At 46.7% G+C, this 18,427-nt stretch carries 12 protein-coding genes; 7 read left to right on the forward strand and 5 right to left on the reverse strand.

Features of this window, described 5'->3' with window-relative positions; genetic code table 11:
- The first annotated feature begins 28 nt into the window (after positions 1-28).
- A complete protein-coding gene (locus tag QNO02_RS13035) occupies positions 29-5,254 on the forward strand; it encodes an S-layer homology domain-containing protein (RefSeq protein ID WP_289392288.1) in 5,226 nt (1,741 codons plus the stop codon).
- Between the two features lie 191 nt (positions 5,255-5,445).
- On the opposite strand, the gene QNO02_RS13040 is transcribed toward QNO02_RS13035, so the two are convergent.
- Positions 5,446-6,006 (reverse strand): NAD(P)H oxidoreductase, encoded by a 561-nt coding sequence (locus tag QNO02_RS13040; protein ID WP_133384561.1) that lies wholly within the window; start codon positions 6,004-6,006, stop codon positions 5,446-5,448.
- Positions 6,007-6,183: 177 nt separating this feature from the next.
- Between QNO02_RS13040 and QNO02_RS13045 the strand changes: the two genes are divergently transcribed.
- From QNO02_RS13045 to QNO02_RS13060, 4 genes are all read left to right on the forward strand, one after another.
- Complete coding sequence (locus QNO02_RS13045; protein ID WP_133384562.1) at positions 6,184-6,573, forward strand: winged helix-turn-helix transcriptional regulator; 390 nt, start codon at positions 6,184-6,186, stop codon at positions 6,571-6,573.
- 218 nt (positions 6,574-6,791) lie between these two features.
- Complete coding sequence (locus tag QNO02_RS13050) at positions 6,792-8,627, forward strand: assimilatory sulfite reductase (NADPH) flavoprotein subunit (protein ID WP_289392291.1); 1,836 nt, start codon at positions 6,792-6,794, stop codon at positions 8,625-8,627.
- Between the two features lie 53 nt (positions 8,628-8,680).
- Positions 8,681-10,402 (forward strand): assimilatory sulfite reductase (NADPH) hemoprotein subunit, encoded by a 1,722-nt coding sequence (gene cysI, locus QNO02_RS13055; protein ID WP_289392293.1) that lies wholly within the window; start codon positions 8,681-8,683, stop codon positions 10,400-10,402.
- A 278-nt stretch (positions 10,403-10,680) separates the two neighbouring features.
- Positions 10,681-11,397 (forward strand): YebC/PmpR family DNA-binding transcriptional regulator, encoded by a 717-nt coding sequence (locus QNO02_RS13060; protein ID WP_036608916.1) that lies wholly within the window; start codon positions 10,681-10,683, stop codon positions 11,395-11,397.
- Positions 11,398-11,482: 85 nt separating this feature from the next.
- Here QNO02_RS13060 and QNO02_RS13065 read toward each other — a convergent pair whose 3' ends face one another.
- The 4 genes from QNO02_RS13065 to QNO02_RS13080 all read right to left on the reverse strand — a co-directional run bounded on the left by QNO02_RS13065 (position 11,483) and on the right by QNO02_RS13080 (position 14,466).
- Complete coding sequence (locus tag QNO02_RS13065; RefSeq protein WP_289392296.1) at positions 11,483-11,971, reverse strand: DMT family transporter; 489 nt, start codon at positions 11,969-11,971, stop codon at positions 11,483-11,485.
- A 14-nt stretch (positions 11,972-11,985) separates the two neighbouring features.
- Positions 11,986-12,684: a Crp/Fnr family transcriptional regulator gene (locus QNO02_RS13070; RefSeq protein ID WP_289392297.1), complete on the reverse strand. Its 699-nt coding sequence runs from the start codon at positions 12,682-12,684 to the stop codon at positions 11,986-11,988.
- Positions 12,685-12,719: 35 nt separating this feature from the next.
- Positions 12,720-13,145, reverse strand: coding sequence for a DMT family transporter (locus QNO02_RS13075; RefSeq protein ID WP_017688761.1), 426 nt, complete (start codon positions 13,143-13,145; stop codon positions 12,720-12,722).
- A 523-nt stretch (positions 13,146-13,668) separates the two neighbouring features.
- Positions 13,669-14,466 carry a Nif3-like dinuclear metal center hexameric protein gene (locus tag QNO02_RS13080; RefSeq protein ID WP_289392301.1) on the reverse strand — a complete coding sequence of 266 codons (798 nt, stop codon included), beginning with the start codon at positions 14,464-14,466 and terminating at the stop codon, positions 13,669-13,671.
- A gap of 349 nt (positions 14,467-14,815) precedes the next feature.
- Here QNO02_RS13080 and QNO02_RS13085 point away from each other — a divergent pair, with 349 nt between their 5' ends.
- On the forward strand, positions 14,816-15,418 hold the full coding sequence (locus QNO02_RS13085; RefSeq protein WP_289392303.1) for a biliverdin-producing heme oxygenase: 603 nt from the start codon (positions 14,816-14,818) through the stop codon (positions 15,416-15,418).
- A 281-nt stretch (positions 15,419-15,699) separates the two neighbouring features.
- Positions 15,700-18,240, forward strand: coding sequence for a diguanylate cyclase domain-containing protein (locus QNO02_RS13090; protein WP_289392305.1), 2,541 nt, complete (start codon positions 15,700-15,702; stop codon positions 18,238-18,240).
- The last annotated feature ends 187 nt before the right edge of the window (positions 18,241-18,427 follow it).

Here is an 18,427-nt window from a genome sequence, read left to right on the forward strand (position 1 = left end):
TCTTTCACGTCAAAGGAGAGAATGAACATTGGATAAACTCAGGAAACCCATGATATTTATGTTATCTGCAACACTTGCGCTGTCTTCCGGACCGTTGTTGCTGCCGAGTAAGGCGTATGCCGATCTGAACAGTATACCCGCCACGTTGCTGCAGGACGATTTTTCGGATGGGGATTACACGGAATCACCTGCGTGGAACGTAAGCTCAGGCAACTGGGAAGTGATTTCTGACCCGACAGATGCGTCCAACTCCACGCTTTTCCAGAGCGATACCAATGAAGGCATCATTTCTACTGGAGACTCCATGTCGGACATGACCGTGTCCATGCGCTTTTACACGGGAGCCGATCAGGGGTATCCGGGAATATTGCCGCGGTTTCAGGATAAGAGCAACTTTTACTATTTTCAAATGCAGGTTCCCAATAATAAACTCGTTTTCTCCAAAAGGGTGAACGGAACAGATACTACTTTGAAAACGGTGGATTATGCGTTTGCCAAAAATACATGGTACACACTTAAAGTGGTGTTATCAGGTACCAACATTCGCGGATATATCGCAGAAAACGGCTCCGATCGGTTAGTATTTGATCTGGTCGATACTACATACGGGTCAGGTACCGTGGGCATTCGGAATAAGTGGCAGTCGGTACATGCAGATGACGTGATCATTGCGGAGCAGCCGCCTGGGAACGATATTCAGCTCTCCATTGCGGAGCAGACGGCGTCTTCGGTTTCACTGCAATGGTCTGAAATCGTAGGTGCATCAGCCTATCGCCTGTACCGTTCCTCTACGCCTGAAGGCGGTTATTCTCTGGTAACCAGTACCGGATCTTTGGAACATACGGATGTAGGATTAAGCGGGGATACGGTGTATTATTACAAGCTCGCTTATGAATACGGAGGCCTAACTGAATCATTATGGACTGCTCCTCTCGAAGTTCGGACGACTGCGGCGGCACCACAGGCTCCTGGCGAATTAAAGGCCGAAGCACTCAACGCAACGAGCGTGAAGCTATCTTGGTCCGCCGTGGACAAGTCAACGGGTTATCGCGTGGTTCGGGCCGAAGCTGGCAGTGAGCAATATGAGCAGATATACGAAGGGAAAGGGTTTACTTATACAGACCAGGAGCTTGAGCCCGGCGCTAGCTACAGCTATCGTGTGACGGCCTTTAATGCAGCTGGTGAGTCAGCGCCCACTGTTGCAGAAGCCACGACATACTCCATTGACTCTCCAGCAGAATTCGTTGCCACAGCTGTGACGGACACATCAATCTCTCTGGGGTGGAATGTCTTGCCTGGATCTGATGTAACGTATACACTCTCGAGGTCTACCAGTGCTACGGGTACGTATCAGCAGGTCTATAGCGGCAATGAAAACACGTTTAACGATAGCGGTCTGACGATGGGCACAGGATATTTTTACATCATCCAGGCGACCGTGGACGGCGTAACTTCTCCAGCATCCGCACCGTTGGGTGTTGCCACAGTTCGCACAAGCATTACACCAGGGCAATTGTGGCCAGATCTGGACGGGAAACCGATTGATGCGCATGGGGCTGGGTTTTTCTATGATGAACAGACGGAGACCTATTACTGGTATGGCGAATATCATAAGGGCGGCTGGCCAGCTGTTGGTGTGCGTGTGTATTCATCCAAGGATCTGATGAATTGGACGGATGAAGGCATGGCGCTAACAACACTTCAATCCATGGATGATTTTGACAATGACCCGTTGATCTCCAAATTGTATGCGAGGCGTGAGGACCGCGTGGATATCTGGGCAGATATTCGCAAAGGACGGATCATTGAACGACCAAAGGTCATCTACAACGACAAAACGAAAAAATACGTGATGTGGGCCCACATGGACGGCGACAAGGACCCCTATAACGATAATGCGAATTATGGTAAGGCGAGGGCCGGTTATGCGATCAGCGACTCTCCAACAGGGCCTTTTGTGTATCAGAGGAGTTACCGGATGGACAGAGCTCCCGAAGGGGAGAAAGATTATTTCCCAAGCGATAAGGGCATGGCCCGTGACATGACGTTGTTTAAGGACGATGACGGCACCGGTTATCTGATCTACTCCAGTGAGGAAAACCTGACGCTGTATATCTCCAAACTGAATGAAGACTACAGTGACGTAACAGGGTGGCATAAGGAAGGACGAACGGATGACAAAGGCAATCCTTTACGAGATTCCACCTATCAGGCGGAATACGGCGTAGATTACGTGCGAGTGTTCCCGGGAGGGCAACGTGAAGCACCGGCGATGTTCAAGTATCAGGGGAAATATTATATTTTGACTTCCGGAGCTTCTGGCTGGGCCCCTAACGAAAACAAAGTGACGGTTGCGGACAACATCTTTGGCCCATGGTCAACGCAGACCAATCCGTTCGTGCGTACGTTGCCAACAGATCCCGATCCAGGCAAGGCATTTGGCACACAGACCACATCCGTCATTCCAGTCGATCCGGAAAAAGGCAAGTTCATATACGTGGGGGATACGTGGAATGGTGGCAACTTCTCGAATGATGCTGCAAAATACGTGTTCTTGCCAATTGAGTTTGGAATAGGCTCGGATATCGCGATCAAGTGGTATAACAGCTGGACACCTGATCTGCTGAATTCGATGGGAAAGGTAGATATTGCTGATCCGTTGCCAGAAGCCGTGGCGCTAGGCAAAGTACCATCCCTGCCAACAACATTGAATGTGCGCGAGGGTGGAGCACTGGTATCAACGCCAGCAGTATGGACGATTGATAACCGGGCCATGACGGCAGAAGATTTTGCTAAGCCAGGACCGCTTACGTTGCAGGTAACGACACCGGAATATAACAACAAAAAGCAGGCGGTTCGTGTAAACGTCATTCCAGAGAATGCACTATATTTTGTGAATAGCGGAGGTTACGAAACGGCTGATTACAATCTCATGGGTGCCTATATGAAAGGAACACTTGCCAACCCGGGAACGGCGGACCAGATGTACGCTCCGGCAGAGGGTCGCAATTGGGGGTATACCAGCGCAGATGCACTGTCATCCGGTTCAAATGGCGGAGATATATTCTCGACCGTACGTTATCTGAACGGTGGCAATGTCAGCAATTCACCTAAAGGCACGGACTTAACCTATAGATTTGATGTGCCAAACGGGACATACGATGTGTACGCCGGATTCAACGATCCGTGGACCAATACATCGCGCAGAGCAAATTTCATCATCAATGGCACCAATACCGGTGCAGTTACTTTTACGCCTGCCAGTGTTAGAGCCCACAAAGGCATCAGCGTGTCGGACAACAAGCTAGAGTTGACCGTGCGTAATACGGCATCGCAGGACCCGATGATTAGTTGGATTATGATCGTTAAACCTGACGCTGTACCACCTGCAAATGATAGTGCTGGCCTTAATGCTGATGCGTTGGATTCAACAAGCGCAACGCTTCACTGGGATGCTCATCTTGGTGCAGCAAGCTACAAGCTCTACCGCTCAGATCGTGAGCAAGGTGAGTACAAGGTGGTCTATAGCGGCAATGGACGGGAGTACACGGACAGTGAACTGAACCCCGGCACGGAATATTATTACAAAGTGGAAGCTTTTGATGCGACGGGGCAATCCGTGAGAGGTGTATCTTCCGCTTATCAGGTGCATACGGCTCAGCAGAGCGCTGTCGATGTAGCTACAAGCATTACAGCATTGGAACAGCCTGCCGCAGGTGCAAAAAAACTGAAGTTACCATCCGTGCCACAAGGTTTCACGGTGAAGATCGCTTCCAGTTCGGTACCGTCCGTCATTCAAACCGATGGAACGATTATCCCACCATCTAAGGAAACAACAGTAACATTGGAGTTGGAAATTACTCGAACTTCTGACGACAGTAGAGCCCTGACTGTACCGTTGACGGTGAAGGTGCTCGCATCTGTTCCTTCCCCTGGAGGTACGGACCCTGGTTCGGGCGGTAATCCAGGCGGCAATTCCGGTGGAAATCCAGGAAATGGTTCTGGTCCAGGCAACAATGACGGACAATCAGGAAGTGGAAGTCCAAGTGCAGAGAATGCTGTACCACAGCCTAAACCTGAGAAAGACCGTTCAGTTCTGGAGTTGCAGGGACAGTCTAACCAAAAGGGTGTAGTGCAGTCCAACGTGGATGTTTCAACGATTAAAGAGGCTTTTAAAGTTGCCCCCTCAATAGATGTGGGTCAGCGCTTGGTCGAACTTCGGCTGAAGCCGGTTTCGGGAGCAACAGCATACGAAGTATCTCTGCCCGCCTCTGCGTTAATAGATCAGGGTGAATCACATGTGTTCAACATTGTTACAGAGCTGGGAATGTTGGAGCTTCCTGCGACACTGGTAATGAAGGATATAGTTGGTGATGGGATTGCATCAATCCGATTTGTCAGAACGGAGCTGCCAAAAACAGTCGCAGATCAGCTTGGCACGCAATATGGAGTCCAGCTTGAACTTCAACTGGATGGTCAACCATGGCCATCGGAAAGCGAGTTGATAGTTCGTCTGCCTTACCAATCATCACAAAATGCTCAGCAGGATCGGATTGTAGCATTTGCCATTGGTGCGAACGGTGTGGCAACCCCGTTGCCGCAAAGTTACTACGATCCAAAAAGCGGGCAGCTTGTATTTTCTTTAACGCCACTCACAGGAAATTATGCAGTTGTGTCTGTGGAGCAGACATTTGCAGACCTTGCAGAAGTGCAGTGGGCCAAGAAAGCAATGGAGGCTTTGGCTGTCAGAGGTGTAATTGATGCAGAGTTAAGCGGTGATTCCACGCAGTTACATCCAAAACAGGAGATGACCCGCGGCCAATACATGCAATGGTTGATGACTGCGCTGGGTTTGAATGTTTCTTCCGGGAATGGATTCTCTGATGTAAACGAAAAGGCTCCGTACTACGAAGCAGTTACAGCTGCGCGTTCGCTAGGTATCACCAGTGGTACCGGTGACGGGCGCTTCTTGCCAGAGTCCACGATCACTCGTCAAGAAATGATGACGCTGACGGTGAGAGCTCTTACAGCGGCTGGACTGGTTGACTCCGAGAAGGCTGGAACAGATAACCTTACTCGTTTCCGTGATTCTTCCGAGATTCGCTCTTATGCCCGGGATAGTGTGGCATTACTTGTGGATCTGGGCATTGCTAACGGGTACAACGGTGAGGTGAAACCTCTTGCCGAAGCAACCCGAGCCGAATCGGCTACGTTGTTATATGCGATGATGAGCAAACTGGTATGGAAGAAATGATGATACACCAGAACCGTAGCGTTTGAAAAAGAAGGCTTACTTTGACCTGGAGCCCAGGTTGGAGTAAGCCTTCTTCATTGTACGCCAGCCATGGGCGAAAAGTCATTTACACAACGAACGAGTATATTCATGTCGTTTTACAGTTGTTATCTGTGATTTAAATGAATGTTATCTGTAATTTTTGCGAATTGTTAATTGTAATGTTTGCCGATTTGGTATGCTTGCTCCAGCAAGCTTTCGATATGTTCTTTGGATTCTGAAATGGTTTCATAGAGGAATTCAACTCGGGATTCCTGCATTCTTGCATAACCCGCGATCCCGTTATTCAGATAATTGGAAATCATGTTGTAATAGTCGTATTTATGGAACGAAGCCTCTGTCCCCCCAGCTAGTGCAATCCACAGTGCCTTTTTGGAGTTTGCCTTGTTCAGCAGCCCCATGTTCCATACCTTGTCCAGATACGCTTTGAGCATGGAGGGAACGTTGTACCACCAGATCGGGAAAACAAATACAATGGCATCAGCCGCAAGCACACGATCCAGCTCTTTGCGAATCACAGGGGAATGCTGTTTATCGGGATTTTGCCAGTCTCGCTCATCTTCTACACGATATAGGGGATCGAATCCGTCATGATATAGATCGAGGATATCGATTTCATGGGAATTCTCCTGCATACCTTCTATAAAACGATTCATCACGGCAAATGTTAGGGAATCCTGTCTTGGGTGAGTAACGACCAGTTTAACTTTCATGTAGGAGTAACCATCCTTTTTTCTTTTTATTTTGGTTAAACATTCTGACCAATGTTATTATAAGTTTCATGACATCTCCTTGAGAAGTACGCACCTGAGAGTGCTGTAGATACTTTGGGGTTCTTCGGTTACTTTTAATAACGGATATACATATATGTGAATTATGGGGGAGTACAAATGGAACAAGAAATGAAAAAATATGAGAGTGGCGTGCAGGCGATGCTGGAACTGGTCGGTGGAAAATGGAGGATTCTTATTCTGCATCAGCTGATATCAGGTAAAAAACGAACAAGTGAACTTCGCAGAGCCATTCCTGGCATTACCCAGAAGGTCCTAACCCAACAGCTGCGTGAACTGGAAAAGAATGAAATCATCCATCGGATCATTCATCCTCAGATTCCGCCCAAGGTAGAGTATGAGCTGACAGAGTACGGCTTGACACTACAGGACATCATTGACCGCATATGTCTGTGGGGAGAAAATCACTTGGACAGAGTATACGGAGATAAAAGCAGAGTCCTAGGAAATGATTTTAGTGACTATATTCCACTTTCAACTTCAACTTGAGCTGGCCGCCAAATTAAAATTAAAACAAAACCGTCCATGATTTGAAAAGGAGGGTTTTTGTTGTTTTTTGTCCTTTATCAGCGAAACTGATAAATGCTATAAAATCATTGAAATTGACCCTCAACACCCGGTGTGTTAGGTTTTAGAGAGAAGAAATTAAATTAATGTGATGATTTTAGTCGGAATTAAAATCGAAGCAATGCGCGAGGTGGCAAACAGTGGAACTTCAAGTGACAAACAGCCCTTTTAATCAAGAACAAGTTGAACTGCTTAATCGTCTTATTCCTACATTGACCGATGGACAACGTACTTGGTTGAGCGGATATATTGCAGCAATTCAGGCAAGCGCGACAATAGCGGCTCCAGCTAACCTGGTACAGGCTGCACCAACTACAGGTATTGCACCTGTCAGTGCTCCGCCAGTATCCCGGGAAGTTACCGTGCTTTTTGGTTCACAAACCGGGAATTCCAGTGGCCTATCGAAAAAGCTGGCCAAGAAACTTGAAGAGCAAGGTCTTCAGGTAACGTTGTCATCGATGGGAGATTTCAAACCGAACGGACTCAAGAAAATTGAAAATCTCCTCATTATCGTCAGTACGCATGGCGAAGGCGAACCACCAGATAATGCGATTCCGCTGCATGAATTCCTGAACAGCAAACGGGCTCCGAAGCTTGAAGGACTTCGTTACTCGGTGTTGGCTCTGGGAGATACCTCCTATGAGTTCTTTTGTCAGACAGGTAAGGACTTCGATAAACGATTGCAGGAGTTGGGTGGTACAGCCCTTGTACCACGCGTGGACTGTGATGTTGATTTTGATGAACCGGCTGCGGAGTGGATGAATGAAGTACTGGCTTCTTTAAGCAGTACTTCTGCTACTGCGAGCACGGTAACCACTGAGGCTGTTACAGCTGCGGTGAGCGGCGGGGAGTCCGAATATGATCGCACGAACCCATTCAAAGCTGAAGTGTTGGAGAATCTCAATCTGAATGGCAGAGGATCGGACCGTGAAACACGCCACATTGAGTTGTCTTTGGAAGGCTCCAGCCTGGATTACGAGCCTGGTGACAGCCTTGGGGTATTCCCTGAGAATCACCCGCGCCTTGTTGATGAATTGATTGCAGCCATGGGATGGAATGCCGATGAGCGCGTGACCGTGAATAAAAACGGGGATCAGGCATCTGTGCATGAAGCGTTGCTGCGTTATTTTGAAATTACAGCTGTGACGAAACCGGTCGTGGAACAACTTGCGAAACTGAATCCTGAGAGTGGCCTGACAACGTTACTCGCAGATGATTCCGAATTCCGCACAGTCATGAATAGCTGTGATCTGCTGGATCTGGTTCAGGATTATAATCTGAAAGGGATTCCTGCTGCAGAATTTGTAGCTGTTCTTCGCAAAATTCCGGCACGTCTGTATTCGATAGCGAGTAGTTCGAAGTCTTTCCCGGATGAAGTTCATCTTACCGTTCGCTCGGTACGTTATGAAGCGCGTGGCAGAGAACGTTATGGTGTATGCTCGGTACATCTGGCTGAACGAATCGAAGCTGGCGACACCTTGCCTGTATATATACAGCATAACCCGAATTTCAAGCTTCCTGAGAACCCGGATACACCGATCATCATGGTTGGCCCAGGTACAGGTGTAGCGCCGTTCAGATCTTTCCTTGGTGAGCGTGAAGAAACAGGAGCAGAGGGCAAGACATGGCTGTTCTACGGAGATCAGCATTTCGCCACGGACTTCTTGTACCAGACGGAGTGGCAGCGTTGGCTCAAAGATGGTGTGCTCACGAAGATGGATGTAGCCTTCTCACGGGATACGGAACAGAAAGTGTATGTACAACATCGCATGCTGGAACACAGCAAAGAGTTGTACCAGTGGCTTCAGGAAGGTGCAAGCGTATATATCTGTGGTGACGAGAAAAAAATGGCACATGATGTGCATGCTGCGCTCACCACGATTCTTGAACAAGAAGGCGGTTTATCGCCTGAGCAGGCATCGGAATATCTGACACGGTTATCGCAGGAGAAACGTTATCAGCGGGACGTCTATTAATTACCGGCCCAGCCGGATTGCACCATCCCGCAGAGACGAGAGGAGAAAGCAGCATGGTTTATAATAACTTACTTAACCCACAGCGCACGAATAGTGATGTGGAAGATATAAAGATCAAAAGTGATTACTTGCGCGGAAGTCTGACCGAAACGTTGGCCGATCGTATCACGGGGGCTATTCCAGAGGACGACAACCGTCTGATGAAACACCACGGCAGTTATATGCAGGATGACCGTGACCTGCGTAATGAGCGTCACAAATCCAAGCTGGAGCCTGCATACCAATTCATGTTGCGTGTGCGTGCTTCCGGTGGGATTGTAACTCCAGAGCAGTGGTTGATGATGGACAGAGTGGCACATAAATATGCAAATGAGACGATTCGTCTGACCACACGTCAGTCTTTCCAACTGCATGGTGTACTGAAGTGGGATCTTAAGAACACCATTCGCGAAGTGAACGATTCGTTGCTAAGCACACTGGCTGCATGTGGTGACGTAAACCGTAACGTGATGTGTAACCCGAATCCGAATCAATCTGATGTGCATGCTGAAGTGTATGAGTGGGCATGTCAGGTGAGCAATCATCTGGACCCTCGTACGCGGGCTTATCATGAGCTATGGCTGGACGGCGAGAAAGTCATTGATTCCCAGGACACCGACGAAGAAGTTGAACCAATCTATGGCAAAGTGTATTTGCCACGGAAGTTCAAGATCGGTATTGCTGTACCACCATCCAATGATGTGGATGTCTATTCACAGGATCTTGGCTTCATTGCTATTGTGGAGAACGGCAAGTTGCAAGGCTTCAACGTTTCCGTTGGCGGTGGCATGGGGATGTCTCATGGTGACGCCAAAACCTATCCTCAGGTGTCCAAAGTCATTGGTTTCTGTACTACGGAGCAAATGATTGATGTTGCAGAGAAAACAGTTATGATTCAGCGTGATTATGGAGATCGTGCAGTTCGTAAACATGCTCGTTTCAAATATACGCTGGACGACCGTGGTGTAGAGTGGTTTGTTGGTGAGCTGACCAGTCGTTTGGGATGGAAACTGGATGCGGCACGTCCGTATCATTTTGAGACGAACGGAGATCGATATGGTTGGGTAAAAGGTAATAATGGCAGATGGCATTACACGCTGTTCATTCAGAATGGTCGTGTAAAGGATGTTGATGGATATCCGCTCATGACTGGTTTACGTGAAATTGCCAAAGTGCACACGGGTGATTTCCGTCTGACTGCCAATCAAAATCTGATCATCGGTAATATCAGCAGCCAGAAGAAGAAAAAGATTGAAGCACTCATTCAGCAGTATAACCTGACGGATGGGGCACATTACTCTGCGCTGCGCAGAAGTTCGATGGCTTGTGTTGCGCTTCCGACCTGCGGCCTTGCGATGGCTGAGTCCGAACGTTACTTGCCGTCCCTGATCGACAAACTGGAGCCTGTACTGGACGAAGCCGGGCTGAGAGACGAAGAGATTGTTATTCGCATGACGGGTTGCCCGAACGGATGTGCAAGACCGATGCTGGCGGAGATTTCATTTATCGGTAAGGCACCAGGTAAATACAATATGTATCTTGGTGGCAGTTTCACTGGCCATCGACTGAATAAGCTGTACAAAGAAAACATTGGCGAAACCGAGATTCTGGATACGTTGACTCCAATGGTGAACCAATATGCCAGAGAGCGCTATGAAGGTGAACATTTCGGAGACTTTGTCATCCGTGCGGGCTATGTTCCTGAAGTGTTGGATGGTCGACAATTTCACGCTTAATTGACCGGGTAAGATGAACGAAGTCAGGACTGATTTAGGGACGGAAGCATTCCTTAGGGGGTGCTTCTTGTTTGTTATATATGGAGTGAATAGAGGTAGCGTTCGTTGCTGCTGAGAGATTTGTGAGAGGATAAACTGAGGCTAATCTTCAAATGGAGATGGATAATGACCGCAGTTACTCCCATATTTTCGTGGGTATTAACTTGTTGAAGTACGCTCAACAAGATATAATGGCATAGTAGAAAGCAGATTACATGTTGAAAGTGAGCGGAAACGATATGGGTCGTAAGTGGAATAATATCAAGGAAAAAAAAGCTTCAAAAGATGCAAACACGAGCCGGGTCTACGCTAAATTCGGCGTTGAGATCTATGTAGCTGCCAAGAAGGGCGAACCGGACCCGGAAGCGAACCGTGCACTGAAAGTCGTGCTGGAACGTGCCAAAACGTATAATGTACCCAAAGCCATTATTGATCGTGCGATGGAAAAAGCAAAGGGCAGCGGGGATGAGAACTATGAAGAGTTGCGTTACGAAGGCTTCGGACCGAACGGTGCGATGGTCATCGTTGATGCACTTACCAACAACGTAAATCGTACAGCACCGGAAGTACGCTCTGCGTTTAACAAAAATGCCGGAAATATGGGTGTCAGCGGTTCTGTTGCTTACATGTTTGATCCTACAGCGGTTATCGGGATAGAAGGCAAGAATTCCGAAGAAGTACTTGAACTTTTGCTTGAAGCAGACGTGGATGTACGTGATATCGTGGACGAAGACGATGCTGTAATTGTATATGCAGAACCGGATCAATTCCACGCTGTACAAGAAGCATTCAAAGCTGCGGGTATTACTGAGTTCACAGTAGCCGAGCTGACGATGCTTGCGCAAAACCATATTGAACTTCCAGAGGATGCACAAGCTCAGTTCGAGAAACTGATCGATGCGCTTGAGGACCTTGAAGATGTTCAACAGGTCTACCATAACGTAGAGTTTGTTTAAGAGAACGAGACGATACGTGGTTTGATTGCATAAAAAGAGTGTCTGACCAATCTGCGGGATTGGACGGACACTCTTTTTTGTTCGTTTACGAGTCTGACTGCAACGTTCCAGGGGACTGCTCTGATTTTTCCGATTTACCCCCACCGAACTTGAATAACACAATTCCACCAACAATGACAAGTACACCGAGCAGCTGATTCCATGAAAAAGGAATTTGCTCCAGACCGAGCCATCCCATGGAATCAAACAATAGAGCAAAGCTCAGTTGGGATGTTAGCACGATCGAGATGGCATATGTGGGACCAAGTAACTTCATGCCTTGCACGAGACAGAAGACTACACCAACACCGATGGCTCCACTGAGCCAATACCAGGGTTGCATATGCTGAAAGCTGAATGTATTTTTGCCCTCCACTAGCAGAGAGATGAGGAACGAAGCAATGAATCCGGTGAAAAGCACCAGCGTTGTTGTGGACCATGAACCGGTGCGTTCATTGACTTTGCTATTAAAAATCGTTTGCAGGCTGACAAGTGCACCTGCCAGCAATGCAAGCGAAATTCCTGTAATTAACATGGTTGTTGAACTCCTTATTCATAAATATTGTGACCTGCTATTTCACGTAGACCCGCTCGATCCTTGATCATAATCAATCCTTGATGTCGTTCAATTAATCCGTCTGCACAGAGTTTCTGGATGACCCTGTTCAGGTGTCGGTAACTGGTGCCGATCAGATTCGCGATGTCAGTCAGATTGAATGCGTCCAGCTCTTCGTGAACGATACTGCCGGCTTCCTCTGTTGAGATGGAGAGCAGGTAGCTGGCTAGACGAACCTCCACCGGGTACATCAGGTTGAAATTGGAAAAGTTCGAGTCAATGTAGAATTTGTGTGAGATGATTTTGAGCAAAAATTTAAGCAAAGGTGCATAATCGCTGGCAAGCTCAGCGAGCCATTGATAATGAATGCGAAGCATCACCACAGGTGACACTGCCTGAACCGTATTAACAATATCGCTTTCACGGACATACTCTATGTCACCGACAACTTCAAGCGGTGTTTTGAAACAAAGCACCAGCGTTTTGTCCTGAGCGGAGGTGGTGAAAATTTTGATTTTCCCCTCCACCAGTACGTACAAATATTCGGAAGTTTCCCCTTCACGACAGATCAATTCACACTTCTCGAAATGGCATAACGTCATATGTGTACGCAGGGGCTCGTGAAATACAGTTTCGAGTTGATATTGCTTCAGATACTGCATTAATTGTTGCTCGTTATGGATCTCTTGCACGCTGTTATTCACCCCCGACTATATTCTCGAAAAAGCTACAGTTTCATAATGATAACGCCTGTGATCATCAAGGCAATGCCCAGAAATTGAGGCAGTTTCATCTTTTGTTTCACCACGCCGAACCATCCGTTACTATCCACCAGAAAAGTCAGGAACAGCTGAGCAATGAGCAGGGCCGAGATCGTGAATGTAACTCCAATTTGCTGAATTGCCGTTACTTCGCTAAAAATAATGACGGCGCCAAAAGCACCTCCGGCCAGGTACATGGGTTTTACTTGTTTGAGTCCTTGAAGGTTGGTGTCTCTAACAAACATTAGGATCAGCGCTGCTAATATGAATCCTGTCAGTTGTGTAATCGTAGCGGCCTGCCATGTGCCCATGTCGGTGCTAATCCGAGTATTGGCAACCCCTTGGAGCGTGATACACGCGCCGCCCAGTAATGCAAAAATAATTCCTCTCATATGTACGCTCCTTATTCAATCACTTCGACTTCTATTATTAAATGATAAATTAACTCTGAACGCCAAGGACAAATGTCCTGAGCTTTGAAGTCACAGCATTTAGAGTACTATAAAGAACTCGCTAAATCCAGAAGGGGCATGAAGAGATGCCGGCATATGTGCTCAGTACTCATTATTCATCATGATCTAACGAACCAGTGACACCTTATTTTATTGATTCGATTGAATTGATAAATCTAACGAATCTCAGCGACGTTAAATGGGTTATGTCGGGTAGAAATGGGCGGTAAAACAGGGGGGAATGGAGGAATAGGGTGTCTACAATTCGTTACTTTTGAAAATTGGAAAATATCCACTAAATAGAGTGTGTCAGGTTCGTTAGTTAGCTATCCAAGAACTGAAACGAGAGTCTGCCCAGCGTACCCCGGAGCATAGAAAGTATCCAAAGCTCCAGGGTAGGACAGGCAATGAGATTAGATGCAATCAGCTAGAAGATCCTCTCCGTACAAATCCAATGATCCTACTAGATTACAGTGTACACAGGCTTCTCGTTTACAAAACGAACAGACAATTCGGGAAAACGTTCTGCCAACCTGTCTGCTAATAGCTTCATCCCCGAAGCCTCGCTCTCTGCATGCCCCATCATGATCAGTGCCTTGGACTTGCCTTGTTGCACAGCATCACGGATATATTCCGGTGTTTCCCATTCGAATCCTTCTCCAGCGATGATGAGATCCAATTGCTCATTCTGAATCAAGGGAATCGTCACATGTCCATTACCACGAAAACCTACCAGTACCGCTGCGCGTCTACAGACTATTTCCGCATTGCCTGTTATGCGTACATATTCTATGCCCAGGGAACTTTTCATATGGTGAGCAATAGCTTCAACGGTGCTTCCTTCCGGAAAAGAAAGGATGTCTGCTTCTGGTATTCGTTGCTCCACATAAGAGGACCACCCCAAGGCCTGAATCAGTCCTTCGGTAATGCCATCCGGTTGGAAGCGGTGGATGATATCATGACATCGATAGATGGAAATGCCTGCTTCGTCGATCAACTTTTTTTTGTCCATATAAACCGAATCATTTGCAAGCCAATCGGTATGACTGTGATGGTTATAAAACGGAGATTCATGCGCAATGATTAAGTTAGCACCTTGCTGTATGGCTTGTTCAATCACATATTGTGTGGGCATAAAAGCTATGATAATTCCTGTGACCTTACGATCAAGTGAGCCAGTAATGAGCTGATCCACCGTGTTTTCCGGCAGTGCAATGTTATCTACGAGATGAAGTACAACGTCTTGAACAGTAAGATCCATAGAATGCATTCCTCCAATGACAGGATATAAAAACAGTGTACCATGTTGACATCTGAAATCTACTGTCTTCCAGATTATAGGGGTCATTTTTATGGTTTTCGGTTAATACTAAAACATGCAGATAACAGTTAGGTAAGATAACAACGGAGAAAAGTGTTAACTATGTACAGATGTTGGATTCGTATAGTTTTCTCAAACAAGAATAAGTATACTTACATAGAGTCTTTATTGCATTTAAATGGAGCTGTTTGCAACAAACCGGTTTCTATTTCAAATATATACTGAGATTCGATTGAGGATAAGCACTCATATGCAACAACAGAACAGATTGTGAAAGGGGATAACTACGATGACAGCAACAAATATTATGGAACGTCTGAAGAGCGAGACAGCTCATTACCACAGACAAGTAGAACAGAACCCTTATGCAAAAGCCATTATGAATCAAACTGTGACTATAGAAGAATATAAAACATATTTAGAAAAGTTTTATGGATTCCTCAAACCGCTGGAGGATCAGGCTGTACAGCAGCCTTTCTGGGGAAGTACGGGATTGGATATCGAGATTAGAGGCAAGGCTGGACTACTGGAGAAAGATCTGCGCAATCTTGGTGCAAGTGAAGAAGAAATCAGCCAACTTCCACTTTGCAAAGAACTTCCGGATATTTCGACACCTGCCCGTTTGTTTGGATACCTGTATGTAATTGAGGGGTCCACGAACGGTGGACAGATCATGACCAAACGTTTGTCGCAGTTCCTGTCCATTGAAGCGGATCGTGGATTGGAATATTTCAATGCCTACGGCTCAGAGACAAGAACAAGATGGAGCGAGTTTACGGGGTTGCTACAGCAGTCCATCAGCACGCCAGAAGATCATGACAACATGGTACACAGTGCATCGGAGACGTTCCGCCTGCTGGATCAGTGGATTAATATGGACAAGGACAAGTAACATGCCGGTTCACCACCCCGAACGCCTGTAGGGCAGACTTTTTTCATATATTAAAAGGTATCTATATAAGTTGAACTTATACATTTACACCTAACGGAGAGGACAGAAAAAACCTGAAAAAGCGAAGCGTGCGCCTTTATAACCGGATTTTTCCCTTTAGAAAAGGGAATCGATAAAATTTGGGGATAACAGCGATTGGAAGGTTATTCTGTCATCGTAGTGCAATGTAAATAATCATTAGTTCAACTTATATAACATCATGAGAGGGGATTTTCCTGGCCATGGCCGAACCGAAGTCCAAGAAAGAACAAAATTTGTTGAACCGCACGTTGCTTCATCAGGGAACATACACAAATGATCCGATAGATCTGAATAACTGTGATAAAGAACCAATTCATATCCCCGGCTTTATTCAACCTCATGGTGTTCTTTTGGCCATTAATACCAGTCTTACGCCAACCATTGTTCAGTGTAGCCAAAATACGGAGGACCATATGGGTATTGCCTATGAGGATGTTCTGGGCATGCCTTTGGAAAATCTGATTGGTAAGGAAGAAGTAAGCAAACTGTTGGGTAGCAGCTTCAATGCGGATGTAACCTCTGATTTGCATTACATGGATCTGACCATTAAGGTATCCGGTGAGGACCGGGTCTTCTCCTCTGTTCTTCATGAAAGTGAAGGGCTGCTCATTCTGGAGATTGAGCCTTTTTATGAAAAAGAGGGCGTGGAGACTACCGACTTTGAGTGGATATCCCGATTCTTCGGTCGGATTAAAAGTACAGATAGTCGCGTGGAAGCAAGTCAGATTGCGGCTGAACAGGTGAAGGAAATGCTCGGTTATGACCGAGTGATGATCTATGAGTTTGACGAGCAATGGAATGGTAAAGTAATTGCTGAAGCGCGTGAACAAGAACTCGAACCATTCCTTGGCCATCACTATCCGGCTTCGGATATTCCCAAGCAGGCTCGGGAATTGTATCTTCGCAATTGGTTGCGAACCATTGTGAATGTCAATTATAAACCCGTGGAGATTGTGCCTACGCTTCAACCGCTCACTGGCAAACCGCTGAATTTGAGTCTTTCGGTTCTGCGCAGTGTATCTCCGCTTCATATCGAATATTTGCATAATATGGGTGTAGGTGCGACTGTGACGATCTCTCTCATTCATAACAATCAGCTGTGGGGACTCATTACATGCCATCATTATTCGGCTAGATATGTGCCCCATCGCGTACGGAATCTGTGCAATTTCCTAGGCGCGTTCTTCTCGAATGAATTGTTTCAGCGTCAGCAACTCGATGATTATCAATCGGAGATTCAATCACGTGAAGCCGCTTCACGAATTGCCAACATTTTTATCGGTAACACAAGTCCTGCCCGAGTACTTGAGGAATTACAGGGAGAAGAAGAGACGGTGCTGAATCTGATGAGTGCTGCCGGAGCAGCAATCTGTTACCAGGACAAGTTGTTGTTGTATGGTGAAACGCCAAACAGTGGACAGATTCGTGAACTGGCAGGTTGGCTTGCAGGAAAGTCCGAGGATTATAGTTATCATACGTCGAAACTGAGTGCAGAGTATGAAACATCCAAAGCTTATCAGGATAAGGCTTCCGGGGTTATTTATGTTGCCATTTCGCCTGGACAGCATAACTACATGCTCTGGTTCCGACCTGAGGTCGTACAGGTTGTCGATTGGGCGGGTGACCCCGCGAAGGCAGTGTTAAAGACAGATGATGGCATGCGGTTATCTCCGCGTAAATCATTCGAGAAATGGCGTGAGGTTGTGAAATCAACTTCGTATCCTTGGACATCCAAAGAGCTTAGCGTGTTACCTTTACTCAAAACCATTGTACGTCGGCAGACAGAGAACCAGTTGGTTCAGGCCGAAGAACAGGCGCTGCAGAATGCTCGTATTTTGCGACAAAATGAACAGCGTTATTTGCAGTTAATGGATTACTCGCCCGTGGCATTTTTTACTTTGACTGACGGTCAGATTATCTACTGTAATACAAAGGCATCCGAGCTGCTCGGGTTCGAGAGTTCCAAAGACCTGATGGGCAAGGACTTCAGGGCGTTTGTACCTGAGCAAACGAGAGTGACGTTACAACAGAATTTTGAGGAATTAAAGCACAATAACACAAGTTTGATTACCAGCCAGTCCTATTTCACCACAGCGGCAGGTACCTCATTGTTGCTTGAAATTACACTTGCTTCTGTTACGCACGCGGGTAAGCCTTCTGTGATGGTCCTATTGCACAGCGGCGCGTCCCACCATGAACAGGACAATTACACTGAAACAACGAGCCAGCTTCAGAACTATCTGACAACAGATCCGTTAACGGATATGCCGATTCAGACGGTGTTCAAGTCACAGCTTCAAGCTGACTGGGATGACTGTTTACAGGAAAAATGCAGTCTGGGACTGCTCATTATAGATATTGATGATTTCCGTTCGTATAATGCTGCATATGGCCTTCAAGGAGGCGACCTGTGTCTGCAATGGATCGGTGAGGTGCTTACGGTGGTTAGCGAACAGCATCATGCCTTGATCTCTCGTCTTCGTGGAGGCACATTCATGTTAAAATTGAAGAGCACAACGTCTGATTATGCAGGAGAACTTGCTGAAGAGATTAGACAGCACGTGCTGGCTCTCCAGATTCAAAGGGAATCATCCGGTCCGAGTGGAATCGTCACAGTTAGTGTCGGTGGTGCAGTAATGGTGCCGGATGAGCATTCCAATGCATCCGATCTGATCGAAAAAGCCAGTCGGGCTTTGGTACAAGCCAAAAGTGAAGGGAAAAATCGGGCAATTGTCGTGTAATTACGCCTGTGCAACGTTCGATTTGAAACGATACTTTCATTATTGTGAAAAAGTTAAAAATACATGATGAAAAGAGGGCAGAAATGCCTTCTTTTTTGTGTCCAAGAATGTCTAAATTTCGTCACCGCAGACACAGGACAAATGATATAATGATCCCTATGGATACACTTGTTCGTATTCTGTCTTG

It is taken from the genome of Paenibacillus sp. PK1-4R (assembly GCF_030369595.1).
Taxonomy (GTDB): Bacteria; Bacillota; Bacilli; order Paenibacillales; family Paenibacillaceae; genus Paenibacillus.